Genomic DNA, 26,625 nt, shown 5'->3' on the forward strand with positions numbered 1-26,625 from the left:
GGCCACGAGGGCTGACCGGTCCCGCTGATCCGCAGCCCTCTGGCTGGTTCGCCACGGGCAAGGCGTCGGCGATGTCGCGGTTGAGGCCGCCGGCCATGATCGCATCCAGCTTGAAATGCGGGACGCGGACGTACCGCTGAGTCCCCAAGGCCTTGTGCAGGCCCGCGCCCCCGAAACCTGGTTCGCGAACCTTCCCGCTCACGAACGCCCCGAAGTCGTGCTGGCTTCACCCTGTCGTCGCTCCCTTGAGACCGCCGAGACCTTGCGCGCGGCGGGCGGCCGGTCTGAGGCCTCCGCGAGGCCCCTGGCGAGGGCGCCCCGCAGCACGCCTGGATCCGCAATCAGGACTGGGCTTCCAGGGGCGTGGTTCGCCCGGCTCCCGGGCCGGCGCCGAGATCGGCTCCGGTGATCGGATCGGCCGAAGGGTCGGACCGGGTGCGGGCCGCAAAGGCCTGCACCGTCTTCTTGTCGGCCGCCGACAGCTTGACCGAGGCGTCCCCCGCGCCGCCGTCCACCGCCGCCTGGGCGTCGCGATCATCGACGACCTCCCACTGCTCGCCTTCGTTCCAGGCCCCTCTCGCATCGCCCTCCCCCTGGGACATGTTGTAGTATTTGTCGGCGAAGTCCGGATGGCCCGGAAGCTTGCCGGGCGGGAAGTTGGCGGGGATGGCGTAGAGGGCCTTCTCGAAGGACTTCTGGTGGGCCACTTCGCGCGTCATCAGGAAGGTCAGGGCGTCCTTGATCCCCGGATCGTCGGTGACGTTGATCAACCGCTCATAGACGATCTTGGCCCGGGACTCGGCCGCGATATTGGAGCGCAGATCGCAGGCCGGATCGCCGATGGAGTCGATATAGGCCGCCGTCCAGGGCACGCCGGCGGAGTTGATCAGAGCCGTGCCGCCCCCATAGAGGATGGACATGGTGTGGCTTTCGCCGCCTGAGGTCATGCCGGCGTAAAGGTCCGCTTCCTCCTCGGCGGCCTCGGCGAGCCTTCCCTTAGCCCCGCGGTTGAGCATGGCGACGATCGAGCCGATGATCTCCAGGTGGCTCAGTTCCTCCGTGGCGATGTCCATCAGCATGTCGCGACGACCGACGTCCTCGTCGGCCAGCCCCTGAGTGAAGTAGCGCATGGCGGCCGCCAGTTCCCCCTGGGGTCCGCCGAACTGTTCGAGCATCAGCGTGGCGAGGGCCGGGTTGGGTTCGGCGACCCGAACCGTATACATCAGCTTCTTGTTATGCATGAACATGATGTCGTCATCCGATTGATAAAAAGGAAAATAGGTTCAGAATTCGCCTGATGGCTCAGCGGCTGGCTTTCTCGCCGGCGCGCCTGAGCTCGAGGTGTTTCTCGACCAGCATGGGCAGGCTGTAGTCGACCCAGCGCGCCATGCGCACCTCCTCCTCCAGGGTGGCGGCGAGGGGGTCGTAGGCCGCCGAATAGCCCCCGCTCTCAGCCAGAAGGATCAGGGCCCGGTAGGAGGCCGCCTCGAAGTTCTCGAAGGCGTAGTTGGCGAAAGCGTTCTTCAGGATCTCGTCCTCGGCGAAGCTGTGGCTCATGGCCGCTAGATTGCCGCCGAGCGAGAGCGCAGCGTCCTTTAGCCCGGACGGCTTCTCGTCGAAGCCGTCCAGCAGGGTCTCCAGACGGAGGATCTGTCCCTCGGTCTCATGACGGTGGGCCTTCAACCGGTCGGCGACCTCGGTGAAGTTTCGGGCGCGGTCGATCTGGCGATCCATCAGGGCCAGGGCCTGGTTTTCCACGGCATGGGCGTTCTTGAGGCCCGTGACGAAGACGTCGCGCCAGACGTCGTCTGCATTGGTCATGTCGGCGTCCCTCCTTGCAGTCGGTTCAGGAGGCTAACCCCCGCGACGAGCGCCGGGACCGGCGTGTCGGGTTCAGGTCACTGCGGATCGCCGCTCCCGCCCGTCTCTTCGGGGGTCGCGCGCTGCGGACGACGGCGGGCGAGGTCGAAGCCGTCGTCCCGAGCAAGCACGTGGAGACGCACGTCGAACATGGACAGGGCGTCCTCGGCGCCGCCTTCCGAGATGTTGGAGTGGGTCGCGTCCTCTCCATCGACGACATAGACGGCGCCGTCTCCGATCACCCTCAACCGCCCCTGCTCGACCACCACGGCCGTGTTTTCGTCGACGCCCAACCCCATGAGCCGCGGGTTGTGGGCCACCGCGCCCAGCAGGCGGCCGAACCTTCCCCTTTCGGCGAAATGCTGGTCGATGATGACATTGGGGAGCAGACCGAAGCCCGGGGCCATATGCACCTCGCCGATCCGATAGGATTCCGCGCTGGGTCCCTTGACCAGCATGGTCTCGCTCATCACCGACGCGCCCGCCGACGTCCCCGCGATCACGCCGCCACGCGCATGGAGATCACGAATTCGTCGCTCTATCGGCGTGTCGCCGATCTGGCTGGCCAGCCTCAGCTGGTCGCCGCCGCTGAAGAAGACGCCTGCGGCGCCGTCGAGCAAGGCGAGAAGGTCCTGTTCGTGGCTTTCCGCCCGGTCCTCGACGTAGAGTTCGATCAGTTCCCCGACGCCGAGGCCCCTGAAGCCTTCCCGGTAGCTGTCGAAATAGCCTTCGGGCTCATGGGAGGCGATGGTCGCGATGACCAGCTTGCCGCCGTCGAGACGCCGCGCGACCTCGTTGAGGATGACCCGCTCGCCGGTCTTGTCCTCATGTCCGCCGATGATGATCAGAGGGCCCTCACCCATGAGGAGGCTCCAGGATGACGCTTGGCGCATTCAGGCCCAGGGCCGAGGACGGCAAGGCGGGGCGGAAGGCCTGGATCTGCGCCCACACCGCCTCGATGCGGGTCGGCGTCAGGACGACAAGGTCCCCGGGTCGCGCCGCCTCAAGACATGCGGCCACGGCCTCCTCCTCGTTTTGCACACCGCGGAAACGCGATGCGTCCGCTCCGCTGCGCAGCGCGCCTTCGCCAAGCAGGCGGATCACTTCTCCCGCGGGACGGCCGCGGTTGTCGGGCGTCTCCCGGAAGACGACCTCGTCGAAGAAGCCGGCGCTGATCTCGCCCATGGCGACGATCTCCTGCGTCCGCCGGTCGCCGGGGATGCTGATCATGGCGATGGTCCGTCCCCCGGCGGGACGGATCGCGGCCACGAGGCCGCCGAGCGCCCGGAGGCCGTCCGGATTATGGGCGTAGTCCATGATGACCCGGAAGCCGTGCCGGTCGCAGATGTTGAGGCGACCGGGATTCTGCTCGTAGCTGGACGTGAAGCCGGCGAGAGCCCGGCCGATCCGCTCCGGAGGCACGCCCACGCCGTAGCAGGCCGCCGCAGCCGCCAGGCTGTTGGCCACATTGAAGGCCGCCGCCCCGCCCAGGGTCGAGGGCAGTTCGGCCGCATGGGCCAGCCGGCGGCGCTCGCCCCTGTCGTGAAGCTCGATCGCTCCGCTTGCGGCGTCATAGAGGACTGCGGCGCCGCCTTCGGCCAAGTGCTTGAGCAGGAAGCCCGGCGTCTCGGCGCCGCCCCGCATGGAGAACCAGCAGACCCGTCCCCCCGCATGGCGGGCCATGCGCAGGGTGAGCGGATCATCGGCGTTGAGGACGCTGAGCCCCCTGCGCGACACCGCCTCGGCTACGACCGACTTCACCTTCGCCAGGTCCTCCAGCGTGTCCACGCCCTTGAGGCCCAGGTGGTCGGGCTGGACATTGAGGACGCAGCCGACGTCGCAGCGGTCGAAGGCGAGGCCCTCGCGCAGGATGCCGCCCCGGGCGCACTCGAGCACCGCGACGTCGATGACGGGATCACTGAGCACCATCCGGGCGCTGCGCGGACCGCTGGCGTCGCCGGCGCGGATTCGTTCTCCGTCGACATAGACGCCGCTGGTGTTGGTCAGGCCCACGGTCCGTCCTTCCGCCTGCAGCACATGGGCGATCATCCGGCCCACGGTCGACTTTCCGTTGGTGCCGGTCACCGCGATGACGGGAATGCGGGACCGGACGCCCCGCGGGAACATCATCTCGACGATCGGCCGGGCGACATCCCTCGCCTCGCCTTCGGAAGGCGACAGATGCATGCGCAATCCCGGCGCCGCATTGACCTCGACCACGCCGCCGCCGGTGTCGCGCACCGAACGGCGGATGTCCGGGGCCAGAAGATCCACCCCGGCCACGTCGAGCCCAAGGGCCAGGGCGGCCCGCCGCGCGATGGCGGCGTTGGCCGGATGAATCTCTTCGGTCCGGTCGGTCGCCGTCCCTCCGGACGAGAGGTTGGCGGCGGTCCGGAGCAGGACCCTGACGCCGGCCTCCGGAACGCTTTCGGGCGACAGGCCCTGGCGGGCCAGAAGCGCCAGCGCCTCCTCGTCGAGGCGAATCCGGGTCAGGCTGTTTTCATGGCCCACGCCCCGGCGGGGATCGGCGTTGACCTCCTCGACCAGTTCCGCGACCGAACGACGTCCGTCGCCCTCGACGCAGGGCGGCCGGCGCTCGGCGACCGCGACGACCCTGCCGTCCACCACGAGCACCCGGTAATCCCGCCCCGGAAGCTCCTGTTCGACGATGACCCGCCGTCCGTGGGGCGCGGCCAGGGCGAAGGCCTTCCTGACGGCTTCCGACGTGTCCAGGCCTGTGGTCACGCCCCGTCCGTGGTTGCCGTCAAGCGGCTTGACCACGACCCTGCCGCCCAGGCGGGCGGCGGCGGCGACCGCCTCGTCCGCGGTGCGCGCCACCTCGCCCCGCGCCGTCGGACAACCGACCGCTTCGAGCAGGGTCTTGGCCTGGGCCTTGTCCCCCGCCAGTTCGGCGGCGATCAGCCCCGTGCGATCCGTCACGCTGGCGCGGAGGAGTCTTTGCCGCGCACCCCAGCCCAGACGCAGGAGGCTGCCGGAATTGAGACGTTCGACAGGAATCCCCCGGCGTCTCGCCGCGTCGACGAGGGCCTGGGTGGAGGGTCCGAAGGCCGTCCGGCGCACCGCCTCGCGGAGAATGGTCCCGGCTTCATCGGCGCTGACGGCGCCCGGCAGGCGCGCATCAAGGCTGTCCGCGCAGACCCGGTCCAAGTCGCTGATCCCCGCGAGCGCTTCGGGCAGCAGGGCGTTGCAGACCTGAAGGGCCAGGCGTCCCGCCAGCAGGGCCGTGGTCTCGTCGCGATAGGTGTAGAGGATGTCGTAGACGCCCGGCTGGCCGCGCACCGAACGCGTCTTGCCGCGGGTGACGGGGGTTCCGGCGCGGGTCTGGAGTTCGAGCGCGACATGCTCCACGACGTGGCCGAACCAGGTCCCGTCACGCAGGCGACGCACCAGCCCTCCCGGCTCGCCATAGCAGCAGCCGTGCCGCTCAAGGCCCGGCAGCGCCTCCAGCAGGCGCGCCGTGAAATCGCCGAGCCGATCCGTCGGCCAGTCCTCCATCCGACCCAGGTCGAGGCGGATGCGCGCCATGGGCCGGGCGCTGTAAAGATGGGGACCGCGATAGAGGCTCCGCTCCAGGACCTGCATCGCCCGCGCTCCGCTCGTCGTCGTCGCGTTCATGCGGCCAACTCGCGAGGCGCTTCCTCGGTCATGCCGCGCACGAGGGCGCGGACCACCATGGCGGCGGCGACGGCGCGTGACGGGGCCTGGCCGGCGACAAGAGCCGCCCCGTCCGCCGGGTCCGTCACGGCCCAGGTCCAGGCCTCGTCGACCCGGCTGATCGTCCAGTTAAATCCAGTCTCATCCATGCGACGCCTCCCTGAAGGACTGGATGAACCGACGGTCCCGAAGGCAGTTCCACTGTCCGAAACCGGACACGGAGCCCGGGATTTCGCCGCCTCCGGACCTCGCGGGAACCCGGGGTAGCGACAGGACGTATGGCAGTCCCGATCACAGGAGCCTTTCATGTCGTCAGAGCGTCCAGCCTCGCTCCCCGCCCCCGAACCTTCGGACCCGGCGGGCTTTCATCGTCGGTTGGCGCACTGGAACCACCGCCGCCTCGCCCCGGCCACGCCGCGACCGTCCTGGCGCGACGATCTCCGCCATGATGCGGAGATGATGCTGGTCGAGGGCGACTTCGTCGAACGCGCCCGGACCGAGGCCGCGCCCTGGCTGGCCGACCTGCCGACCACGGCCGACGCCTTTGTCGCCTGGTTCGAGGGGCTCAAGGGCTCCGGCCCCGGAGAGGCGGACCCGCTCTTCCCCTGGCTCGCCGAGACGGCGACGATGGAGGAGATGCGCTGGTTCCTGCTGCAGGAGGTGGCGGGCGAGGCCGGGTTCGAGGATCTCGTGGCCATGGCCCAGGTCAAGATGCCGGCCCGTCCCAAGCTCGAACTGGCGCGCAACTACTGGGACGAAATGGGCCGCGGGTCGGAAGCCGGCATGCACGGTCCCATGCTGGACCGTCTCGCCATGGCGCTCAACCTGCATCCCCGTATCGATGAGACGGCGTGGCCGTCCCTCGCCCTTGGCAACACCCTGGTCGCCTTCTCCACCCAGAGGCGCTACGCCTATCACGCCCTCGGCGCCCTGGGGGCGGTCGAGCTGACCGCGCCATGGAGAGCCGCTCACGTGGCCGAGGGCCTGAAGCGGCTCGGGGTCGGCGTCGAGCGCAAGTATTTCGCCCTTCACGCCACCCTGGACATCGCCCATTCCGAGGCCTGGAACGAGGAGGTGCTTCGCCCCCTCGTCGCGGAGCGCCCGGAGTGCGTCCGCGCTCTGGCTGAAGGCGCTATCATGCGGCTCATGGCCGGCGCCCGCTGCTTCGACGCCTACCGGGCCCATCTCTGGGGCGCAGCCCCCCTGCGTCGCTCCGCGTGAGGTCGCAGGTCCATTCGCCCGCCGACGCCGCCCTCCTCGATCTGCTCTCCCGCCTGGAAGCCGCCGGATACGACTTCGTCTCGCCCACCCCGGCCACGCATGGCCTGGTCGCCCGACGGCGCCGGGCGGAAGCGCCCGACCTCCTCCGGGACATCCTGGGCTGGGGCCGGGCCTTCGATCCGCCGCTCGCCCCGGCATGGCTTCTGGACGTCCTGACAAAGGCCGGGGCTCTGGAGGAAGACGGGAACGGGCTCCGCTCCCGGCTCCGCGTCAGTCGTCTGGACGGCAGGCTGCACCTGCATTCCGCCTCCTCGGCGGAGGAACAGGCCGTCTTCCTGGGACCGGACAGCTATCGCTACGTCCGCTTCCTTGGCCAGACCTTGCCCGGCTCCGCCTGGCGACGAGCGCTCGAGATCGGAGTCGGCGCGGGAGCCGGAGCCCTCGCGATCGCCGCCCTCGATCCCCAATCCTCCGTCGTCGCCACCGACATCAACCCTCGGGCCCTGCGCCTCAGCCGCCTCAACGCCCGGCACGCCGGTCTCGCGATCGATCTTCGCCTCGGCGGCTTTCCCGCGGACGGCGCCTGGGACCTCATCACGGCCAATCCGCCCTATATGGAAGGCCGCGGCGGGCGGCTGTACCGCGACGGCGGCGGCCTGCACGGGGCGGCGGTCGCGCTGGACTGGGCGCGCGAAGCTCTGTCCCGTCTCGCGCCCGGCGGACGCTTCGTGCTCTACACCGGGGCCCCGGTCGTGGCGGGCGAAGACCTGGTGCGCGCCGCCCTCGCCGACCTGACCCGCCGGCGCGGCGCCCGGCTGGTTTATGAGGAGATTGATCCTGACGTCTTCGGCGCCAGCCTCGCCCGCCCCTCCTACGCCGAGGTCGAACGCATCGCCGCCGTCGGCGCGGTGATCGCGGTCGGATCCGCGGCCAGGCCTCTGTGTCGGCTTCCGGTCTCAACCGGCCGACCTGTCCGCGGAACGTTAGGACCTGACCGACGTCACAGGGAGAAGAAAGGCATGTCCGTCATCGACAAGGCGCTCGCCGCCGTCACGCCCGCGCCCTCGGCGGAAAAGCGGGCCGAGGCCACGGCGGCCGCGCGGGAGGCCGCCGCACCCGGAGACTGGCTGTCCGCGGCCCTGGATCATCATGAGGCGATCCGGGCGGCGTTCCGGTCCGGACGAGAGGCGGCTCCGGGCGAGGAGCGTCTGGCGGCGCGGGACGCCCTCGCCCTCGTCCTCAACGGCCACAGCCTGGCGGAGGAACTGGTGCTCTATCCGGCCATGGCCCGCCACGGACAAAAGGGCCAGGCCGGTCTGGCCTATGGCGAGCAGACCGCCGCCAAGTTGCAGATGGCGGAACTCGAGACCATCCCGCCGGACTCCCAAGCTTGGCTCGACAAGTGGGAGCATGTCGAAGGCGCCGTCCTGACCCATATGTACGAGGAGGAGCACGGCTGGTTTCTCCATCTGAAGGCCCATGCCGGGGATCAGGAGCGACTGAAGATGCGCTATCTCCAGGAGTTCGACCGCTATGTGGGCGGCTGACCCTTGATGTCGTCCACGGATCGCGGACATCCCGCGGGGGACCGTCCCGCCCTGCTGATCATAGACATGATCAACGACCTGGAATTCGACGGCGCCGCGGCGATCCTGGACCAGGCCGAAGCCGCGAGCCTCGTCATCCACGACCTTCGTGCGACCGCCCGTCGCTGCGGCGCGCCCGTCGTCTACGTCAATGACAACTTCGACCGCTGGTCCGAAGACCGCCGCCAGATCGTCGAGCGGGCCTGCCGCGCCGGGGCGCGGGGGGCGTCGATCTCCCGCCGGCTGGCCCCCGCCGACGACGATGTCTTCGTCATCAAACCCCAGCAGTCGGGCTTCTACGGCACAGGTCTGCCGGTGCTCCTGCCCTCCCTCGGCGCCGCCCGCCTGGTCCTGGTGGGTCTCGCCGCGGATCTCTGCGTCCTGTTTACGGCCGCCGACGCCCACATGCGGTCCTACGACCTCTGGACGCCTCGCGACGCTCTGGTGCCCTCCCGTCCCGGACGGCTGGCGCCGGCGCTGGAGATCCTTTCGGAAGGCCTGGGCGCCGACACCCGCCCCGCGGCCGACCTCGACGCCGCCTTCTGGACCGGCGGCGCTTCGAACCACGCCTGATTTCCTCCACGGGCTCGGGCGAAATGCGCGAAAACCAACCTATGTGAAGAACTGGACGCCGAAGCCGTGCTGTTGGTCGAAGGCCATGAAGAATCAGTCGGATACAGGTCCTGAAGCGCGGCTCACCGCCCCCCTGGAGCTTATGCTGGCCAGCTTCGCTCCGGTAGGAGTTGAAGGCAGGGACCTGATCCGTCGCAGCTTCACCGGCGCGCCCCAGCACCAGCCGTCGGGCGCCGCCGTTCTCATGGATCCCGAACGTGACCAGGCCAGGCTGGTGGCGAGCGGCTGGATCGCGCGCGGCGCCATGCTGAACGACGGGCGACGCCAGATCATCGGTCTCAGCCTCCCCGGCGACGTGATCGTGGCCTCGGGATCGGTAGACGCCGATCTCCTGGTCTGGGCCCTGACCGACGTCGTCACGGTGGACGCCACCGCCTTCTGGAACACGCTTTCCGAACCCGGCGCCCAGGCCTCCTCCCTGAGCGAGGCCTGGCGGCGCTGCCGGACGGCCGAGCGGCTGCGCATGGCGCGCCAGGTCGTCCGGCTCGGCCGGCTCAACGCCTACGAACGCACGGCCCACCTGCTGCTGGAATTGTACGAACGCCAGGTGCGCCTGGGAACGGCGCACGGCGGCGCCCTCCACCTTCCCCTGACCCAGGACGTGCTCGCCGACATCCTCGGCCTGAGCACGGTCCACATGAACCGCACGCTCCAGCAACTCCGGCGCGACGTCCTCGTCGACTATCGCACGGGACGCACCCTGCTGCAGGACCTGCCCGGTCTCGTCCAGGCGGCCAATCTCAGCGCGGTCTGCGGGCCGCTCATTCCCTCGGCCGTATGAGGCCCGCGCGGCGGGAACCCGCCGGTCGAGGAGAGGTTGAACCTCAAGCCCGCTCGCGAGGACGCCATGACCCGAAACCCTGACAAGCCGACCCGACCCGACCCCGAGGAGAACACCGACCCTACGGTAACCGCGCCGGCCCGGACCGACGGACGGACCGACGGTCTGGAGGAAAACAAGCCCATCAAGATCTTCCGCGCCGGACAGAACGCGGGCGGCGACACCCGTTCCACGGCGGCCTCGACCCGAACCTAGATTGCGCCGCCTGCGGTCCCCGACCATGCATCGGCGCGGCGCCTCCGCACCCGGGCCAAATCGTGGGACACTGGCGACATCGGGGCGGGCTCGCTTTTTCCCTGCGGCAAGGGTGGACTCCCCGCGCTGACGGAGACCCGTCTTCCTAACCCATGTTGTTGGGCGCCCCTGCACCCAGGGCCAGGATGGCTACATGTCCAGAGCGGGATCCGGAACGAAAAGGCGCGGCGGCCTTCTTGGCCGGTTGCTGGCCTTCTTCTTGGGCGGTACGCCGCTGATGCGACGCTCGGGCGGGGCCCGGCGTCAGGCGGCGCCCCGGCGACCGGCTCCAACCCGGCGCGGCTGAGCGCCTCTCAGTCCGTCGTCCTGTCGTCAATGAAGCTTGAGCCGTCCCGAAACCCGGCGATGGAACAATCGGCTCAGAGCCAGCAGGACGGTCCTGCGCAGGCCCACGACGACGTGGTGGTGCTGGAGGTGCAGGGCCATATAGGCCCAACGGGCGATAAGGCCCTCGATCAGGAAGTCAGGCCCGGCGAGTCCGCCCATGAGGGAGCCCAGCCCGTGGCCTGGGCCGAGGGAGATGAGGGATCCCCTGTCGCGGTAATGATAGGGCCCGGGATCGCCCGGTCGCGTGAGCGCCCTTGCCAGATAGGCGGCCTCCTGCGAGGCGGCCTGGGCCCTTGCCGGCACCGCGCGCCCGTCGGGGCCGGGCGCCTCGGCGCAGTCGCCCATGGCGTAGACGCCCGGCGAGGAGGCGCGGAGCCGATCGTCCACGATGAACTGGTTGAGGCGCCCCGTGGCCAGGCCGAGCCGCCTGTTGATCTCGGCCGCCTTGACCCCGGCGGCCCAGACGATCAGGTCGGCCGGAATGTCGCCGGCGCTGGTCTCCAGCCCGTCGGCCCGGACGCGCGTCACCCGCGCCCCGACGACGAGCCGGACGCCGCGCGCCCGCAAGGCCCGGGCCGCCTTGTCGGCGACCGTCTCGGGAAGACCGCCGAGTATGCGCGGCGCGGCCTCCGCCACCGTCACCTCGAGCGTGAATCGCTCGGTCGGGTCGAGCGCCGCCGACAGGACCGCGTGTCCTTCCAGAAGCTCGGTGGCGAGTTCGACCCCCGTCGCCCCGGCGCCGACAATGGCGATCCGGAGCAGGCGGCGACCGTCATAGGCCGATGACAGGAAGAGCGCGGCGAGCCGACGATGAAAGGCCTCCGCATCCGCCACATCCTCCAGCAGACAGGCGTGTTCCGCCGCGCCCGGCGTGTCGAACAGATGGCTTCCGGCGCCCGTCGCCAGGACCAGGCGCTCGAAGTCCAGCGACCGCGCCCCGATCAGGAGGCCGCCCTCGGCGTCCCGGGTTTCGGCCAGGTGAAGGCGGTGCGCCGCGAGATCGAGACCTTCAAGCTCGCCCAGCACGAACCTGAAGTGGTTTCGGCGCGCCAGCATCAGATAGTCGAGGCCCTCCTGCCTCGAATCCAGCGAGCCCGCCGCGACCTCATGAAGGGAGGGCTTCCAAAGATGGAAGACCGCCCGGTCTATGAGGAGCACCCTCCGCGGCCCTTCGCGAGGGCCCAGCCGGCGCCCAAGGAGAGCGGCGAGCTCCAGGCCGCCCGCGCCGCCGCCCACGATGACGATCTGGTTCTGCATCCCGAAACAATCCCCGCCTCCTGCAGGGGTTGCGAAAAGACCGGCGCCCCGCCCGGCGGCCCGGCTCCATGGGGTCCGCCTGATCCCTTCCCGCGTCAGTGACCAAAAGCGGACTCTGGGCGCCGCGGCCCGGACGACGGGCTTTCAGTCCCGTCCCTGCTCCGCAAAGAAGGAGGTTTGATCATGCTCGCCGGGCTCCGCTATCTCGACAGTCGGTTCAAGGACCGCCTTGAGTCAGAGACTGGCGCGGCACGCCCTGCCGAGCTCTGCCGGCTGTTCGCCATGATCTCCATCATCCGCGAGGAACTGCTTTACCCCCGCTATGTCGATATCGACCGCTCGGTCGTGGACGACCTGATCGCGATCATGGACTTGATGCGGGTCATCGCAGGCGAGGTGGAGAACGCGACGCCGTCCGAGATTCTGGCGACGCGCGCCTGGGTCCGGCAATGGCGGCGTCTATGGCGGGACCACGCCGCCCTCGAGGAGGCTCCGAACGGCCCGCTTGAGCGGCTAGCCTCCCTCCCTCGCGACGAGTATTGCGAGACCGACCTGAAAGAACGGCTGGCCGGGCTGGACGGTCTTTCGGACGTGCCGGTTCCGGATCCGGTTTCCCTGTGGAAGCTCCGCAGCCATCGCCGCCCTTCGGGTCTCGTCCTCGACGGCATCGAGCTCGACCAGGCCTAAACCAGCGCCCTTGTCAGCCTCAGATAGGCAGGATCGAACTCCGCCTGCCTGACCAGGGCGTCCCAGTCGCCGATCTCGACGACGCGTCCCGCCCACCTGATCAGTCCCGCACTACGAAGCTGGGCGATGGACCGATTGACGTGGACGTCGGACAGACCGAGGACGTCCGCGAGCACGGCCTGGCTGAGCGGCAGCTCCATTCTGCCGTTTCCTGCGCGATGGACGATCTCCAGGCGGAGGTAGAGTTCGCACAGCAGATGGGCGAGCCGCGCCACCGCGGTCCGGCGCCCCAGGCCTGCGATCCATTGCCGGTGCACGGCGGCGTCGATCAGGGTGTCCAGCCAGAGCAGGCGGGTGAGATGGGGTTCGTTCTCCGTCAGCCGACGCAGGCCGTCGTGCGGAGACTGCGCGACTGTACAACGCGTGAGAGCGACCACTCCATGATCCATGGGGCTCATTATCAGACTGTGAAGATCGACGAAGTCGCCTGGCACGTTCAGTTCCGTGATCTGCCTTGCGCCGTTCGTCAGCATGACATAGCGGGCGGCGAAGCCGTCGAGAACCAGGGTGCTGAACCCGGGCGACGAATGCTGGCTGACGATGTCCCGCCCCGCCGGTATGGCGATCGGAGGCTGGAGAAGCCCTTCCAGAACCTCCTCCTCTCGCCCGGAGAGTTCGTCGCGACGCGACAGCTTCTGGATCAGGGGGCTGATCAGGGACGGTCTCCTCGGTGCATGGCGCGCCTGTATAAGCCCCGGGCGGGAGACGCGTTCCGTGACGGGATCGGCTGTCTCTCAGTGTCTCGGGCTGATCTCTCCCCCCGCCGTCGCGACGCCCCTGGCGTCCGACGAGACGTTGAAGCGCAGTTCCCCGTCCTCGAAGACCCGGGCCTCCTGGAATGTCCGGCTCCCGCCGAGGCGGCGCTTCACCTGTGCGACCGCCGCCTGCGCCTCATCGGCGACGACGGTCTCGGTTCTCAGCACGCCTGTCCCGCGTGCGCTGTAGCAGACGGTGTAAAGGGCCATGTCGCCTCCTGTTCCCGAAGCTCAATTCGGCGTCTCGCCTGTCGTTCCTTGTGCACAGAGCCGGACTCTGTCCGGAAACAGGCCGCGGGCTGCAAGCGTCTCTCCAGACTCCTCTCGCTTTTCCTAACCCATGTAAGTGCGGTTCGCGCCCGAGGCGTCACATTGTGCTCAGGAGTCCGACATGCAAACTATGATCAGCCTCGCCAATACAGGCTGCGGTCTTCATCGTCCGCACCTGGACCTGCACGACCACCCTGTCTTCCAGGCGCTTCCCGACCGCTTTCAATCCGCCGCTCTGGCCCGGCGCAACCTCACGCGCCTGCCTGCCGGCCAGCCCCTGGAGGAAGACGGTTTTCTCTCCTTTGTTCTGGCGGGTGTTCTGGGTCTCTTCCCCAATGGCGACGGCATCTGCGTCGCGACCATTGTCGCCGGGTCTGTCCACGGTTGGGATCAGGCCCTGGAACCCGACGGCGACCGCCCCCTGGCCCGCGCCCTGATCGACACCACCCTTTGCCGCGTGCCCGCGGACTGCGTTGTCGAGAACCTCGGCCGCGACTGGCTGACTCGTCTGGTCGCCCGGCAGTCATCCGGTCGCCTGAGCGGACTGGCCGCCGAAGCGGCTTGCAACGCCTCCCATCTGGTTCAGGAGCGGCTGGCCAAATGGCTGGTCCGTCTGCATTGCGGGGCCAACGGCGCGCCTCTCCGCCTGACCCAGGCCGATTTCGGCGCCATGCTCGGCGTCCAGAGGACCAGCGTCAACGCCGCCGCGGGACGGCTCCAGGCCCAGGGTCTCGTGCGTTTCGGTCGCGGAAAGGTTCAGATACTGAATCTCGCCGGACTGCGGGCCGCTTCCTGCGGCTGCGGCGATCATGGAGCGTCCGCCCCAGTTGCGACGACCGCCTCACTGCGTCCGGCGGAGTGCGCCAGCTGGATCGCACGCGACGCGCCCCTCCAGGATACGGCCGCCTGATCAGGGTCCCGGCGACGGGTCTTGAAAGACGTCCCCCCGCCTCGAGCGGCGGGTCGGACCGGGCGTCGCGCAGAAGATCCTGGCTCGCCAGCACGACGCCGACCGGAGACAAGAAAACCGCGCCTGCCCCCAGCCGCCGCCAGGGTCCAGGCGCGACGCCTGCCCACTGCCCGGCCCTTGGTGGGAAAAGAAACGACGACGCCCATGTCTCCAGCCTTTCAGAGCCCATAACGTCGCGACCGGCGTTGTGGCCGAGACTGTCGTCTGGACGACACTGGCGATCGTCGACAAAGGGAGACGCAGGTGGCCCGCGGCGACGGCGGTTTTCCTGACGGGCGAGCGTCAGGCTAGGCCTGGACCTGCGCCGGAATACAGGGCTTGCCGCGCGGGTTGAATCGTCCGCCCGCGCAGGCGGAACATCGACCTCAGCCGAGCGGCTTCTGGTAGATTTCGCCTTCGGAAGATCGGGCGATGATCCGGGAGATTTCATCCAGGACGGCCCGTTCGCCGCCTGTCGTGCCGGACGATCTCGCCGCCTGCAGAAGGGCGTCGATCTCGCCCAGCTTTCCGGGAAGCGCCGGGAGTTCCACGGTCCGGAAGGTCTGGTCGTGCATGCTCATGGTCCTGCTCCTTGCAACCCAGAAGCAACGCCGCGCCCCTCGCCCCGCTCCGTCCGGCCCTTCAGACACCTTGATCGGCGCCGCAAAGTCCGGAACCCGACTGAAGGAGCGAGCTCCCCGAAGCCGACGTTGTGTGAATGCGGATTCTTCTCGGGAAGATCGGCAGACGGCCGGCTTCGTGATTGCCCCCCTTTGGCGTAACCGGCCGTCTTCTTCCCGCCGTCGCTCAGCCTGATTTCAATAGGAAGACGCCCCGACCCGGCACACTTCCCGCCCTTCCTGACGAACGACGACCTGGAGCGAGAAGACGCCGCCCTCCCGGGCTGGCTTTTCGCGCAGGATCTCCGAAAGGAAGAGGACGGCCTCCCGCCAGGCTTCAGCATCCGTGGACGCCGCGCCCTGAAGGGCCATCTCCGGGTCCACGCCGCTTAAGATGAAATCATAGGTCGCCATGGAGGCATCTACGTCTGGAAGGCCGCCCCGGTCGCAAGTGGCCGATACCGGACACAGCCGCCGACCGCCCATAGCGGCCACCGGCGCCCGGCTGTCCGAGCCTTGACGGCGTGACAAGCGACCCTAGCGCAGCTGGCTGTCCTTGCTTCCTCGCCGGTTGACGCCTCCAGTCACGATTCGCCCGTCCCGACCGGACTGGCAGGAAATACAGGTCACCGCGCCCGGCATGGCCCGCCGGCGAGCTTCAGGAATGGGGTCGCCGCATTCAAGACAGAACGCCCTGCCGGGTCCGGCGGGCATACGCGCGCGAGCGGTGAGGACGCCGTCGACCACGGTGTCGTGAATCTGGTCGAGGACAGCGCCGTCCCGGGTCCAGCCGCCAGCCATGAATGATCGCCTCCGTTTAGGTGATTGAGGATGGGATATAGGCAGGTCGCGTCCAGTCCCAGCTTGGCTGGTCGATCTTCACGGTACGATCCGGACGGCTCCAGGTTGGCGAGACGGCTTGTCCAGGCAGGCGCCCGCCACATAACGACGCCGTTTGCCGTTCTCGGCGGTGTGGCAAGGTTCGAAGCCCTTGGCGCCGGCAGGCAGACGCGGACATTGAGACCTCGACTGTCCGCGACAGGCGCCTCGGATCTCGCGTCGCGCGACCCGAAGGCGGCGATATCTGATGATCTGTACGCACATGATCCAGACGCATGCCCTCCGTATTATTCTGCCCGTTGCCATACGCAGGACGGGCGCCCGGGGGCGCAGGAGACTGACGGGATGCGGGGGTCGCGGCCGCCTGAGCTCCGCATGTCTTCCGCAAGGGTCGCCCGCTTACGCTGACACGCCTCTGGGTCAAACCGTCCGAAGACATAGGAGGGATGGAGCATCGGCAGGGCGACAGCCTTTCTCCCTCCCCGCTCACCCCGATCCGGCCGCGCCCAGACGCGCCAGTCCAGCCGGCGCGCCCGTTGGCCGTCGATACGGGCCGCCGTGGCCGTGAGCTTCAGAACGCCAGCGGCGCCGTCTGCCAGAGAACGCCGATCCCGGCGACCAGAACCCCCGTCAGGCCCACCCGCTGTTCCCATGCCCCCGGACCGGAGACATCGCCTCGCCCTCTCCAGAGCCACACCGCCGTGGCGATGATGGCGGCCAGACAGCCCATGCTGAAGGCCAGCCCTATCCAGCGCGCGCTCCCGGCCTCGCTTGACGACCAGACGTCGGCGGCGCTGGAAATCAGATAGACCCCGACGAAGTGCGCGGCCCAGATCAGCATGCCGCCGGTCATCCTCAGCCAGCGGGTCATGTCGCACCGCCCGGGAAGAGGCGGACCAGGAGGATCACCCCGATAGCCTGGGCTGCGGTGAAGGCCAGGAAGAGGCTGATCAGGTCCACCGTCGCGGGGCGTTCAGCGGCCAGACGGCCGAACAGGCGCCTCAGCATGACATAGACCCCCATCAAGCCGCCGATGGCCGCGAAGGTCCCGGCCCAGCTGAGCAGGGCGTAGACCGAAGCCCCTTGGCTGGAAGCCTCCGGCCGCAATCCGGTCGCCCACCACGCCCTTCCCTCCAGGATCGTCGCTGCGATCGCCGCGGCGGAGGCCAGCACCAGCAAGCCGGCTGCGGCCGTCACCGCTCTTTCTCGCGCCATTCGCACGGCCCGCGGCGCTGCGCCGGCGCAAAGCCCGGCCACGACCAGCAGGCCGACGGACGTCATGAACGAGCTGATGGCCGGCGGGGCCTGCCACAGGTCCGGCCGCCGGCTCCACAGGAAGACATAGGAGAATGCAGCCAGCAGGCAGACCATGGCGCCGACGACCAGGACGATCACCATGGCCCACCATCCGTGGCTGGACGGACCTGACACATAGTTGGGCACGCGAATCGACGCCCCGATGTCAGTCGTCTTGCGGGCATGAGGCGCGTCCAGGAACCAGCACCAGCGCATGATGCAGTAGACGGCCAGCACGCCGCTGACGACGGCGGCCGCATAGGCCTGGATGGTCAGGATCAGGAAGAAGCCCGCCGTGAAGATCGCCCCGAACACGTGCCAGGCCGATGGTCTGGGAATCCGCAGCACATACTGCGGCTCGGCGTTCAGCGGACTGGTGACCAGGGTCTGGCGCTCGCCCCGGGCCGCGCCCGGCAGGAGGTAGCGGCCCGCCGCCACGTCCCTCGCCAGCCCCCTCTGGTCCCACAAGGGATAGAGGCTCTTCACCACCGGGATCGACCGGACCGAATAGAATCCGCTGGGCAGCCACTCCAGGCCAGGGCCGTCGTGGATGTTGCCGACCTCGCGCGGACCGAAGGGCCGGAAGTTGCGGATCATGTCGATGACCCAGAGCAGGACGGCCAGACCGAACATGAAGGCGCCGATGGTCGAGATGAAGTTGGGCAGATCCCAGCCTCTCCCCGGCAGGTAGGTGTAGACCCGCCTCGGCATGCCCATCAGCCCGGTCAGGTGCATGGGCATGAAGGCCAGGTTGTGCCCGGCGAACATGAGCCAGAAGATCCACTTCCCCCAAGGTTCGCTCAGGGGCCGCGCGCTGGACATGGGCAGCCAGTAGTAGATGGCCGCGAACAGCGGGAAGACCATTCCGCCGATCAGGACGTAATGCAGGTGGGCGACGATGAAGTAGCTGTCGTGGGCCTGCCAGTCGAAGGGCACCATGGCCACCATGACGCCTGTCAGCCCGCCCATGACGAAGATGACCATGCCGCCGACGGCGAACAGGCCCGGCGTCGAAAACCGCATCCTGCCCGCCGCCATGGTCGCGATCCAGGCGAAGACCTGAACACCGGCCGGCACGCTGACCGCCATGGAGGCCGCGCTGAAATAGTTGATGCTGATCTGCGGCATGCCCGTGGTGAACATGTGGTGGGCCCAAACGCCGAAGCTGATGAAGCCCGTCGCCAGCATGGCCATAACCACCAGGGGATGTCCGACCAGAGGCGTGCGCGCCATGGCCGGAATGATGGTCGACATGGCCCCCGCCGCCGGCAGGAAGATGATGTAGACCTCCGGGTGTCCGAAGAACCAGAAGAGGTGCTGCCACAGCATGGGGTCGCCGCCCTTGAGCGGATCGAAGAAGGGCCATCCGAGCGCCCTTTCCAGCTCCAGCAGCAGGGTGGCCAGGATGATGGAGGGGAAGGCGATGATGATCATGCAGGCGAAGATCAGCATGGCCCAGGCGAAGACGGGCAGCTTGTCGAGGGTCATCCCGGGCGCGCGCGTCTTCAGCACCCCGACAATGATCTCGATGGCGCCGGCGATGGCCGAGATCTCGATGAAGCCGATGCCCAGCAGCCAGAAGTCCGCGTTGATGCCGGGCGAATAGGTCATGCTGGTCAGGGGCGGATACATGAACCAGCCCCCGTCCGGCGCCAGGCCGAAGAAAAGCGAGCAGAAAAAGGCCAGTCCCCCGATCAGATAGGCCCAGAAGGCGTAGGCCCCCAGGCGCGGGAACGGCAGGTCGCGCGCGCCCAGCATCTGCGGCAAGAGCAGGACGCCGAGGGCCTCCACCGCCGGGACGGCGAACAGGAACATCATCACCGTGCCGTGCATGGTGAAAATCTGGTTGTAGGTCTCCTGGGCGAGGAAGCCGGTCATCGGCAGGGCCAGCTGGGTCCGCATCAGCAGGGCCAGGACCCCCGCCAGCACGAAAAAGAGCATGGCCGCGCCGACATAGTAGACGCCGATGATGTTGTTGTTGGTCGCCGTGATCCATTCCCACGGCGACCGCGGTCCGCACCAGGCCTGTTCCAGCTGCTCCAGCTCTCCCTCGGGCCGGGGCTCCTTGGTCGGAAAGCGGTCGTACCTGTCGACGTCGAAGCCGGTTTCCGACGTCATTTCAGGCTTTCCAGATAGGCGGACACGTCACGCAGCTCCTGTCCGCCCAGGACGGAATAGGAGGGCATGCGGTTGCCGGGCTTGATGCCCTGGCTGTCCGCGATCCAACCCGCCATCGTGCCCTGGTTATTGGGCAGGATGCCCGCCCCCAGCGTCTGCCGCGACCCAACATGGGTCAGGTCCGGCCCGGCCAGACCATTGGCCTCCGTCCCCCGGATCGTGTGGCAAGCGCCGCAGCCCGAGGCGGTGAAAACCGCGGCGCCGGGCAGGCCCGACATCGCCGCTGGAGCAGCCTGTCTGAGACGCCACGCCGCAAAATCAGCCGGCGAATGGGCCACCACCACCAGTCCCATCAGGGCGTGGGGTCCGCCGCAGTATTCTGCGCACTGGCCCGCATAGACCCCCGGCGCGTCTGCCTGCAGACGCATGAAGTTGCGCCGGCCGGGAATCATGTCCGTCTTGCCGCCCAGACGCGGGATCCAGACGCTGTGGATCACATCCGCGCTTTCCAGTTCCAGAACCACCGGACGACCGGCGGGAATATGGACTTCGTTGGCGTCCTGAACGAGTTCGCGGCCCTGATCATCGAGATAGGCCACCCGCCACCACCACATCTCGCCGGTGACGCGGACCCGCATCTCGCCCGGTCGCGGCGCGTCAGCCACGCGCGCTGTCACGCTCAGCCCGTAGATCAGAAGGCCGGTCAGCACGACGACAGGAAAGGCCAGGCCGCCGATCCAGACCAGCTTCTCGCCAGCGACCCGACGCCTCCATCTGGGTGATCCGAACAGGGCGACGCCGAGCGCGATCAGCACCAGGGTCAGCACCACGGCGCCCATGACGAACAGGACCCAGGCGACGGTGGCCACCGGCCCGGCGAAGGGGCCAGCCGGATCCAGCACAGGCGGCGGCCAGCCGCTCAGAACGGCGGGCGTCTCAATCGTCATCGAGCGTATAGAGATAGGCCGCCACATCGCGGGCTTCGGCGTCGGTCAGAGGCATGGGCGGCATTCCCGTATCGGGCAGCAGGGCCGGCGCGTCCCGAACGAAGGCCGCCATAACCGCGGGTTGGTTGGGCAGTCGCCCCGCGATCATCGGTCGCGCCGCCACCCCTGTCAGATCCCCGCCGGTGCGGCCTTGCGGCCAACGAACGCCCGGTATGGCATGGCAGGCGGCGCAGCCATGACGCTCGATCAGTCTGAGCCCTTCTGCTGCATCGGCCTGGGCCAGGGTGCGCGGCGCATTCGCCTTGTCTGCGCAGGCCGTCACGGCGGCGCACAGCCCCGTCGCCAGCAGCAAGGCCCCTATGGTCCGCATCGTCCGTACATGATCGCATCCCGCCCCTCTCCAGCTTCACCAGAACCCAATCCTTCGCAGCCTGAGGGGTTCCCGCCCCGGAACCGAGACCATAAGCCGGTGTTGGGACAGGGTGCGCGCTCTCACTCCCCTTACGCTTCTCGGCCTCATCCTGACCGGCTCTGGACTTGTCGCGTGCGACGCCGCGCCCGGCGAGACCGACCGCGCCTTCTCGTCTTCGGGAAAGATCATCGCCATGAGCGGCGGCGCGGGCGGAGCGGCGAACGCCTGCTTCACCTGTCATGGACTTCAGGGTCAGGGCGACGGCGTCTCGACGCCGCGCCTGGCCGGGCTGGACGCCGGCTATCTGCAAAAACAGATGGAGGACTACGCCAGCGGCCTGCGGCCGGACGACGTGATGAGCCGCGTCGCCAGGGGGCTAGATCCCGACAGCCGTCGCGCCGTCGCGGCCTTCTACGCCGGCTTGCCGTCATCGACGTCAACGAGCGCATCTCTTTCCTCCGCTACGCCGCCCCCGGTCTGGCGGAAGGGCGATGTCTCTCGCGGCGTCACGGCCTGCTCATCCTGTCACGGCCCCAATGGACAGGGCGCGGGTGAAGGCCAGCCGATCGTGGCCGGCCAGCCTGTCGCTTATACGCTGGAGCAGATCGACCGCTGGAAATCCGGCAAGCGCCGCAACGATCCACGCGGCGTCATGGCGGCCGCCGTCCAGAGGCTGACGGACGCAGAAGCGCGCGCCATAGCCCAGTGGCTGTCCGGCCAATCCGTTTCTCCAACGCCCGCCAGCGCCTCTGCCAGCGCGTCCGTTTCGGCCGCAGCTGCGGCGCGACCGGCAGCATCGCGTGAAACACGTCGTCCCGATCGATCAGATGGTGCTTGAGCGCTGCCCCCGCATGGATCGGGATCATCAGCAGCAAGGCCGCCACCATGGCCCAATGCATCCATTCGGCGCCGGCCTCTATCGCCCATCGCTGGGTGTTGGAGACCTCCTGCATCGGCAGCAAGGGCCAAGGGATAAAACCCGCCGCAGCCAGCTGGGTATCTCGCGCGGTGGCGGAGATCATCGCCCATCCTGACAGCGGCAGACCGAACAGGCAGATGTAGAAGACATAGTGGGTGATGTGCGCCGCCAGGCTCTCCCAGCCCGGCTTATCCGCGTCATTGATCAGATTGGGCGCCGCCAGCCGCCAGGACAGCCGCCCGATGACCAGCAGCAGCATCAGCAGGCCGATGGCGAAATGCACGTCATAGGCCGCCGCCTTGGCCCCGCCCACCGGCAGCCGCCCCATCCACCAGCCCCACCCGAGCTGGAAGAAGACCAGGCCCGCCATGGTCCAGTGAAAGACGATGGCGACCGGCGAATAGCGGCCTTCGTCGTGATGGCCCGCCGCCCATTCCAGCGCCTTTGCGATCAGCCGGTCGATCATGCCGTACGCGCCGCCTCCCCGCTCCTGAACAGGTCGCTGATCCGCCAGAGCGCGACCAGGAGATAGGCCGCCGCCGCGGGCGCCCACATGATCAGGCCCGCCGCCTGCTGATCCTCCAGCGGGGTCATGCCCCAGGCCAGGGTCGTGGCGAAGTGAGGCGAATAGAGCGGGTGACCCGCAAATACGATCAACGCCCCCAGCAAGCCCATCAACAGCATGGCCGCCAGCAGTCCTGCCACCGCCGCTGCGGCGTTCGACGCGCGCACAGCCGCCCAGAACCAGACGGCGCTGCCCAGGATGGTCAGCTGCATGACCCAATAGACCAGGTCGTTCGACAGGGCCGCAGCATAGAGATCAGGCGCGTGCCACGCCCAGAAGACGACGGCCTGGACAGCCGTCGCCAAGGCCAGTCGCGGCGCCCTGAGCCTGGGCGGCCCCAGAGCCAGCAAAGGCGCCGCAGCGAGCAGGAGCAACAGGTGGTGCAGCGTACGGGCCGTGAACAGGGCTGAACTCAGGGCGCACAGCGGCGAGATGAAGACGAGAACCAGCACCCCCGCCGCGCCCAGCAAGAAGGGCGATCCAGGGCGCCGCTTCATCGTCAGGAACACACCGGCCGCGATGAAAAGGCCCAGCGCCGCCAGAAGCACCGGATCGCCGTTCCAGCGTCCCAGCACATCCACGGGATCCGGCGCGGGTCCGCAATAGGGCGTCCAGAGCGTCATCGTCATAGTCGGCTAACGACCCGGAACGGCGACGGTTCAATCATGCTTCGCGACCACGACGCCTCAGCGCGATGGGGCGATCCGCCAGACCGTGTTGGACAGGTCGTCGGCGACCAGAAGAATCCTTTTCGCAGGATCAAAGGCCACGCCGACGGGACGGCCACGGGCCTCGCCGTCCTTGAGGAAGCCGGTGGCGAAATCGAGGGGCTGTCCCACGGGGCGGCCGCCGCTGAACGGCACCCAAGCCACCTTGTAGCCGGACGGATCCTCGCGGTTCCAACTGCCGTGCATGCCGATGAAGGCGCCGTCGGCGTACGGGCCGCCAAAGCCGCCGCCGCGCGCGAAATCAAGACCAAGCGCCGCGACGTGCGAGCCCAGGGCGTAGTCGGGCTTCACGGCCTTGACGACCATGTCCGGCTTCTGCGGCCTCACGCGCGGATCGACGTTCTGGCCCCAATAGCTGTAAGGCCAGCCATAGAAGGCGCCGTCGCGAACCTGCGTCAGATAGTCGGGCACCAGTTGCGGGCCCAGTTCGTCACGCTCATTCACCACCGACCACAGGAGACCGGTCGTCGGTTCGATCGCCAGGGCTGTCGGGTTGCGGATGCCGGTGGCGATCGTGCGACGCGCGCCGGTCGCGCGGTCGATTTCCCAGACCACGGCCCGCTCTTCCTCCACGGCCAGGCCGCGTTCGCCGATATTGGAGTTGGAGCCGATGCCGACATAGAACTTGGTGCCGTCCGCACTGACAGTCAGGGACTTGGTCCAGTGGTGGTTTATGCGGGAGGGCAGTGCTGTCACCCGCTCCCCCCGCGTCGCTATACCGGTCTGCCCCGGCTGGAAGGCGAAACGGGTCAGCGCGCCCTGTTCGGCGACGTAGAGGTAGCCCTCCACATAGGCCAGACCATATGGCGCATCCAGATTATCGACCAGCACGGCGCGCAGTTCCGGGACGCCGTCGTTATCGGCGTCGCGCAGCAAGGTGATGCGGTCGCCTCCGCTGATCTTGGTGTTGCCCTGCTTCTTGATGAAACCGGCGATCACGTCCTTGGGGCGCAGCGGCGGCGCATGACCGCCGCGCCCCTCGGCCACCAGCACGTCGCCGTTCGGCAGGACCAGCATCTGGCGTGGAATCTTCAGGTCGGTCGCGAAGGCGCTGACGGTAAAGCCCTGGGGCACGGTGGGCGCCTCGCCGTTCCAGCCAGCGGGCGGACTGATCTTCATGGCCGGAACCAGGGTCTCTTTTATGCTTGGCAGGTCGGGAGCGCCGCCCGTCTGGTTCAGCTTGGGATCGCTGGCGTTTCCGCAGGAGGCCACGGTCAACGCCATCGCAAGGGTCGCGGCGCTGGCGGCAAGCAGGTTCTTGTCCATCAGATTGTCTCCCGCGCGGAATAGGCGATCCAGCCGGCCACGAAGACCAGCAAGGTGCATAGGAGGGACAGGATCAGGCCGAAAGCGCCGACCGAACTCCAGGCGTCCTGACTGTGCTTGAAGGCGTTCACCAGCCCCAGCACCCAGGCCAGGGCGAGCGCGACCAGATGGACCAGGGCGCTGCGCGATCCATGGCGGCGGGCGCCAAGAGCGAAATCTACGATTGAGAAGACGCCGGCGACGCCGCCGAACACCAGGGCGCCGGTGATCAGCCAGGCCGAGAAGTTCGTCCACTGGATCTCGGCGGTCTTCAGATAGGCGATGTCCGTGAACAGGGCGAAGGTGAACAGGCCGATCGGAAACGCCAGCAGCAGACGATGCAGCGGTCGAACCCATCCGCGCGACAATTCATGGATGCTCATGCCACCCTCTCTCTAATGCCTAGCTTAGGCTAACCGCCTGGCCGTGAGATGGTTCACGCGTCGTGCGCCCTTGCGGCGACATTTCGATCGGACGGCCGCGCCCCGGACGCCCGCTGGGCCCGGCTGATCCCCCTTTGCAGCCCCAGGAAAAGCGAGTTCGACCCAAGGCGCCGGTCGACCTGTTCGAGGCCCTTCCCAAGGAGACGCGGCGGAACCCAAGCCTAAATGGCTCCGTTCCCCTGCCCTGTTCAGGAGCCCACGCCCACATGTCCGACACAGTCGTCGATCCCGCTTTCGAACCGCCGCCCGAGGCCATGGCCTTCTACGAGGAGAGCCTTCGGCTTCTGAAGGAATCCGGCGTGCCCTTCCTGCTCTCCGGCACCTATGCGGTGACGGCCTACACCGGCATCCGCCGTCCAACCAAGGACCTGGACGTCTTCTGCAAGCCCGGGGATTACCCTCGCATTCTCGCCTACTTCCAGGCCCGCGGTTACCGGACGGATGTCGAGGACGAGCGCTGGATCGCCAAGGTCTGGAAGGACGACAAGCACTTCTTCGACGTCATCTTCGCCATGTCGAACGGCACCATCGCCGTGTCGGACAGCTGGTTTGGCGAGGACCGGATCACGGTCTACGGCCATGAGGTCATGATCACGTCGCCGACAGCCCTGATCCTGTCCAAGGTCTTCATCCAGGATCGGTATCGATACGACGGCGCCGACGTGAACCACGTCATCCTGAAGCAGTCCGACGCCATAGACTGGAAGTCCATGCTGGATCAGATGGACCTCTATTGGGAGGTCCTTATGGCTCACCTCCTGAACTTCCGCTTCGCCTATCCCACAGAGCGCGGCCGTGTGCCGGCATGGCTGATGACCGAGCTCCTGGAACGGCTTCAGGCCCAGGTCGATCTGCCTGCGCCGCGCGTCAGGGTCTGTCGCGGCCGTCTGTTCAGCCCTCGCGACTATATCGCCGACATCAGCGAATGGGGCTTCGGCGACGTTGTCGGCAAGGGCCTGGAGGAACGACATGACCCCGTCGCCTGACATCCAGACGCCTCAACCCGGCATGGAGGCTGGACCAGGAAGGAAGCTGCGTATCGCCGCCGTCGGGGACCTGCACGTCGGCGAGACTTCGCATCGCCTCTACCGCGATCTTTTCGACCGCGTCCACGAAGACGCAGATGTCTTGTGCCTGTGCGGCGACCTGGTCAACTTCGGCAAGACGGGCGAGGTCGACAACCTGCTGGAAGACCTGCGGGCCTGCCGCATCCCCATGGTCGGGGTGCTGGGCAATCATGAGCATGAATGCGGCCAGCCCGACGAAGTCGCCCGACTGATGTCCGAGGCGGGCGTCCGAATGCTGACCGGAGAGTCCTATGAGATCGGGGGCGTCGGTTTCGCCGGCGGCAAGGGCTTTGTCGGCGGCTTCGGTCGTTACATGCTCAGTTCGTTCGGAGAGGCTTCGATCAAGCATTTCGTCCAGGAGGCGGTCGAGGACGCCAACCTCATCGAGAATTCCATCCGCACCCTTCGCACTGAACGCAGCGTGGTGCTGCTGCACTACGCGCCTATCGTAGACACGGTGATCGGCGAGCCGCCGGAGATTCACCCCTTCCTCGGCTCCTCTCGCCTGGGGGAGGTCGTGGATCGCTACGAGAACGTCAAACTTGTTGTCCACGGGCATGCTCACCGCGGCGCGCCTGAAGGCCGCACGGCGCGAGGCGTCCCCGTCTACAATGTCGCCCTGCCTGTTCTGCGAACCTTGGGTGAACTCCCATACCGCGTATTCGAGGTTTGACAATTAGGTCTTGGGCGGGGGCGGCCTCCCGCTCGGCAGCTATGTTCTCGCTCGCTTCATGACCTGCCTTTGCCCCTTCGCACTGCGTCAAGGCGGACGGTAGGGGCCGCGCAAGCCACCCTTAAATCGGCATTTCAGGTTGTTTCAACCGCGTCCGATTTCCGCGCCCGTGCGCTTTGATCCATCGATCTACGCATGGCCGATCCTAACCTAGGTCAATGCGTTACGGCCAGGCTGCGGTCATGTGTTTGACAAAGCTCCAGACGCTTAAGCAATAGGCGTCCGCGTCGCGTACCCTCGCCCAACCCAAGGAACC

General features: G+C 67.9%; 29 protein-coding genes and 1 pseudogene. 11 read left to right on the forward strand and 19 right to left on the reverse strand.

Annotated elements, in window-relative coordinates:
* Positions 1 to 43: 43 nt before the first annotated feature.
* Positions 44 to 409: a histidine phosphatase family protein gene (locus ACI2KI_RS04065; RefSeq protein WP_404618926.1), complete on the forward strand. Its 366-nt coding sequence runs from the start codon at positions 44 to 46 to the stop codon at positions 407 to 409.
* Here the strand turns inward: ACI2KI_RS04065 and ACI2KI_RS04070 are convergent.
* From ACI2KI_RS04070 to ACI2KI_RS04090, 5 genes are all read right to left on the reverse strand, one after another.
* A complete protein-coding gene (locus ACI2KI_RS04070; protein WP_292083098.1) occupies positions 342 to 1,247 on the reverse strand; it encodes a manganese catalase family protein in 906 nt (301 codons plus the stop codon). The two genes, ACI2KI_RS04065 and ACI2KI_RS04070, sit on opposite strands and share 68 nt — an antisense overlap.
* Positions 1,248 to 1,302: 55 nt before the next feature.
* Entirely contained in the window at positions 1,303 to 1,821 is a 519-nt protein-coding gene (locus tag ACI2KI_RS04075) for a ferritin-like domain-containing protein (RefSeq protein ID WP_404617945.1), read from the reverse strand.
* A gap of 77 nt (positions 1,822 to 1,898) precedes the next feature.
* On the reverse strand, positions 1,899 to 2,723 hold the full coding sequence (locus ACI2KI_RS04080) for a cyanophycinase (protein ID WP_404617947.1): 825 nt from the start codon (positions 2,721 to 2,723) through the stop codon (positions 1,899 to 1,901).
* Entirely contained in the window at positions 2,716 to 5,496 is a 2,781-nt protein-coding gene (cphA, locus tag ACI2KI_RS04085; RefSeq protein ID WP_404617949.1) for a cyanophycin synthetase, read from the reverse strand. The genes ACI2KI_RS04080 and cphA overlap by 8 nt, the downstream gene beginning before the upstream one ends.
* The gene (locus ACI2KI_RS04090) at positions 5,493 to 5,684 is read right to left on the reverse strand and encodes a hypothetical protein (protein ID WP_292083102.1); all 192 of its coding nucleotides are present in this window, start codon (positions 5,682 to 5,684) and stop codon (positions 5,493 to 5,495) included. Before ACI2KI_RS04090 ends, cphA begins: the two co-directional genes overlap by 4 nt.
* A gap of 157 nt (positions 5,685 to 5,841) precedes the next feature.
* On the opposite strand from ACI2KI_RS04090, the gene ACI2KI_RS04095 reads away from it, so the two are divergent.
* The 5 genes from ACI2KI_RS04095 to ACI2KI_RS04115 all read left to right on the forward strand — a co-directional run bounded on the left by ACI2KI_RS04095 (position 5,842) and on the right by ACI2KI_RS04115 (position 10,011).
* A complete protein-coding gene (locus ACI2KI_RS04095) occupies positions 5,842 to 6,756 on the forward strand; it encodes an iron-containing redox enzyme family protein (protein WP_292083103.1) in 915 nt (304 codons plus the stop codon).
* A complete protein-coding gene (locus ACI2KI_RS04100) occupies positions 6,753 to 8,303 on the forward strand; it encodes a methyltransferase (RefSeq protein WP_404617952.1) in 1,551 nt (516 codons plus the stop codon). Before ACI2KI_RS04095 ends, ACI2KI_RS04100 begins: the two co-directional genes overlap by 4 nt.
* 6 nt (positions 8,304 to 8,309) lie before the next feature.
* Positions 8,310 to 8,915, forward strand: a complete 606-nt coding sequence (locus ACI2KI_RS04105) for a cysteine hydrolase family protein (protein ID WP_404617954.1) — start codon at positions 8,310 to 8,312, stop codon at positions 8,913 to 8,915.
* Positions 8,916 to 9,000: 85 nt separating this feature from the next.
* On the forward strand, positions 9,001 to 9,756 hold the full coding sequence (locus ACI2KI_RS04110) for a Crp/Fnr family transcriptional regulator (RefSeq protein WP_404617956.1): 756 nt from the start codon (positions 9,001 to 9,003) through the stop codon (positions 9,754 to 9,756).
* 66 nt (positions 9,757 to 9,822) lie between these two features.
* Positions 9,823 to 10,011, forward strand: a complete 189-nt coding sequence (locus tag ACI2KI_RS04115) for a hypothetical protein (protein WP_404617958.1) — start codon at positions 9,823 to 9,825, stop codon at positions 10,009 to 10,011.
* Positions 10,012 to 10,383: 372 nt separating this feature from the next.
* Here ACI2KI_RS04115 and ACI2KI_RS04120 read toward each other — a convergent pair whose 3' ends face one another.
* Entirely contained in the window at positions 10,384 to 11,655 is a 1,272-nt protein-coding gene (locus tag ACI2KI_RS04120) for an NAD(P)/FAD-dependent oxidoreductase (RefSeq protein WP_404617960.1), read from the reverse strand.
* Between the two features lie 177 nt (positions 11,656 to 11,832).
* Here ACI2KI_RS04120 and ACI2KI_RS04125 point away from each other — a divergent pair, with 177 nt between their 5' ends.
* Positions 11,833 to 12,342: a hypothetical protein gene (locus tag ACI2KI_RS04125; RefSeq protein WP_404617962.1), complete on the forward strand. Its 510-nt coding sequence runs from the start codon at positions 11,833 to 11,835 to the stop codon at positions 12,340 to 12,342.
* On the opposite strand, the gene ACI2KI_RS04130 is transcribed toward ACI2KI_RS04125, so the two are convergent.
* Both ACI2KI_RS04130 and ACI2KI_RS04135 read right to left on the reverse strand, forming a co-directional pair.
* Positions 12,339 to 13,091 (reverse strand): Crp/Fnr family transcriptional regulator, encoded by a 753-nt coding sequence (locus ACI2KI_RS04130; protein ID WP_404618928.1) that lies wholly within the window; start codon positions 13,089 to 13,091, stop codon positions 12,339 to 12,341. The genes ACI2KI_RS04125 and ACI2KI_RS04130 overlap by 4 nt on opposite strands.
* 45 nt (positions 13,092 to 13,136) lie before the next feature.
* Positions 13,137 to 13,367, reverse strand: coding sequence for a hypothetical protein (locus tag ACI2KI_RS04135; RefSeq protein WP_404617964.1), 231 nt, complete (start codon positions 13,365 to 13,367; stop codon positions 13,137 to 13,139).
* Between the two features lie 181 nt (positions 13,368 to 13,548).
* On the opposite strand from ACI2KI_RS04135, the gene ACI2KI_RS04140 reads away from it, so the two are divergent.
* On the forward strand, positions 13,549 to 14,337 hold the full coding sequence (locus ACI2KI_RS04140; protein WP_404617966.1) for a Crp/Fnr family transcriptional regulator: 789 nt from the start codon (positions 13,549 to 13,551) through the stop codon (positions 14,335 to 14,337).
* A gap of 425 nt (positions 14,338 to 14,762) precedes the next feature.
* On the opposite strand, the gene ACI2KI_RS04145 is transcribed toward ACI2KI_RS04140, so the two are convergent.
* The 7 genes from ACI2KI_RS04145 to ACI2KI_RS04175 all read right to left on the reverse strand — a co-directional run bounded on the left by ACI2KI_RS04145 (position 14,763) and on the right by ACI2KI_RS04175 (position 20,567).
* Positions 14,763 to 14,951, reverse strand: a complete 189-nt coding sequence (locus ACI2KI_RS04145; RefSeq protein WP_404617968.1) for a hypothetical protein — start codon at positions 14,949 to 14,951, stop codon at positions 14,763 to 14,765.
* A gap of 243 nt (positions 14,952 to 15,194) precedes the next feature.
* Positions 15,195 to 15,410 carry a DUF6894 family protein gene (locus ACI2KI_RS04150; RefSeq protein ID WP_404617970.1) on the reverse strand — a complete coding sequence of 72 codons (216 nt, stop codon included), beginning with the start codon at positions 15,408 to 15,410 and terminating at the stop codon, positions 15,195 to 15,197.
* 123 nt (positions 15,411 to 15,533) lie between these two features.
* The gene (locus ACI2KI_RS04155) at positions 15,534 to 15,797 is read right to left on the reverse strand and encodes a DksA/TraR family C4-type zinc finger protein (RefSeq protein ID WP_292083116.1); all 264 of its coding nucleotides are present in this window, start codon (positions 15,795 to 15,797) and stop codon (positions 15,534 to 15,536) included.
* Positions 15,798 to 16,407: 610 nt separating this feature from the next.
* Positions 16,408 to 16,707, reverse strand: a complete 300-nt coding sequence (locus ACI2KI_RS04160) for a hypothetical protein (protein WP_404617973.1) — start codon at positions 16,705 to 16,707, stop codon at positions 16,408 to 16,410.
* Positions 16,704 to 19,250, reverse strand: a complete 2,547-nt coding sequence (locus ACI2KI_RS04165; RefSeq protein ID WP_404617975.1) for a cbb3-type cytochrome c oxidase subunit I — start codon at positions 19,248 to 19,250, stop codon at positions 16,704 to 16,706. Before ACI2KI_RS04165 ends, ACI2KI_RS04160 begins: the two co-directional genes overlap by 4 nt.
* A complete protein-coding gene (locus ACI2KI_RS04170; RefSeq protein ID WP_404617977.1) occupies positions 19,247 to 20,197 on the reverse strand; it encodes a c-type cytochrome in 951 nt (316 codons plus the stop codon). Before ACI2KI_RS04170 ends, ACI2KI_RS04165 begins: the two co-directional genes overlap by 4 nt.
* On the reverse strand, positions 20,187 to 20,567 hold the full coding sequence (locus tag ACI2KI_RS04175) for a c-type cytochrome (RefSeq protein ID WP_404617979.1): 381 nt from the start codon (positions 20,565 to 20,567) through the stop codon (positions 20,187 to 20,189). The genes ACI2KI_RS04170 and ACI2KI_RS04175 overlap by 11 nt, the downstream gene beginning before the upstream one ends.
* Positions 20,568 to 20,802: 235 nt before the next feature.
* Between ACI2KI_RS04175 and ACI2KI_RS04180 the strand changes: the two are divergent.
* Positions 20,803 to 21,264 (forward strand): annotated as a pseudogene (locus tag ACI2KI_RS04180) (c-type cytochrome); the annotation flags it as partial.
* Here ACI2KI_RS04180 and ACI2KI_RS04185 read toward each other — a convergent pair.
* From ACI2KI_RS04185 to ACI2KI_RS04200, 4 genes are read right to left on the reverse strand one after another with little or no spacing between them, the layout of a single operon-like run.
* Entirely contained in the window at positions 21,260 to 21,994 is a 735-nt protein-coding gene (locus tag ACI2KI_RS04185; RefSeq protein ID WP_404617981.1) for a cytochrome b, read from the reverse strand. The pseudogene ACI2KI_RS04180 and the gene ACI2KI_RS04185 overlap by 5 nt on opposite strands.
* On the reverse strand, positions 21,991 to 22,722 hold the full coding sequence (locus ACI2KI_RS04190; RefSeq protein ID WP_404617983.1) for a cytochrome c oxidase assembly protein: 732 nt from the start codon (positions 22,720 to 22,722) through the stop codon (positions 21,991 to 21,993). Before ACI2KI_RS04190 ends, ACI2KI_RS04185 begins: the two co-directional genes overlap by 4 nt.
* 57 nt (positions 22,723 to 22,779) lie before the next feature.
* A complete protein-coding gene (locus ACI2KI_RS04195) occupies positions 22,780 to 24,087 on the reverse strand; it encodes a PQQ-dependent sugar dehydrogenase (RefSeq protein ID WP_404617985.1) in 1,308 nt (435 codons plus the stop codon).
* Positions 24,087 to 24,509 (reverse strand): DUF2231 domain-containing protein, encoded by a 423-nt coding sequence (locus ACI2KI_RS04200; RefSeq protein WP_404617987.1) that lies wholly within the window; start codon positions 24,507 to 24,509, stop codon positions 24,087 to 24,089. Before ACI2KI_RS04200 ends, ACI2KI_RS04195 begins: the two co-directional genes overlap by 1 nt.
* Positions 24,510 to 24,775: 266 nt before the next feature.
* On the opposite strand from ACI2KI_RS04200, the gene ACI2KI_RS04205 reads away from it, so the two are divergent.
* Entirely contained in the window at positions 24,776 to 25,555 is a 780-nt protein-coding gene (locus ACI2KI_RS04205; RefSeq protein ID WP_404617989.1) for a hypothetical protein, read from the forward strand.
* Positions 25,539 to 26,309, forward strand: coding sequence for a metallophosphoesterase (locus ACI2KI_RS04210; RefSeq protein WP_404617991.1), 771 nt, complete (start codon positions 25,539 to 25,541; stop codon positions 26,307 to 26,309). The genes ACI2KI_RS04205 and ACI2KI_RS04210 overlap by 17 nt, the downstream gene beginning before the upstream one ends.
* Positions 26,310 to 26,625: the final 316 nt, after the last annotated feature.

Origin of the sequence: Brevundimonas sp. NPDC046655 (genome assembly GCF_044901625.1) — a bacterium.
GTDB lineage: Bacteria > Pseudomonadota > Alphaproteobacteria > Caulobacterales > Caulobacteraceae > Brevundimonas.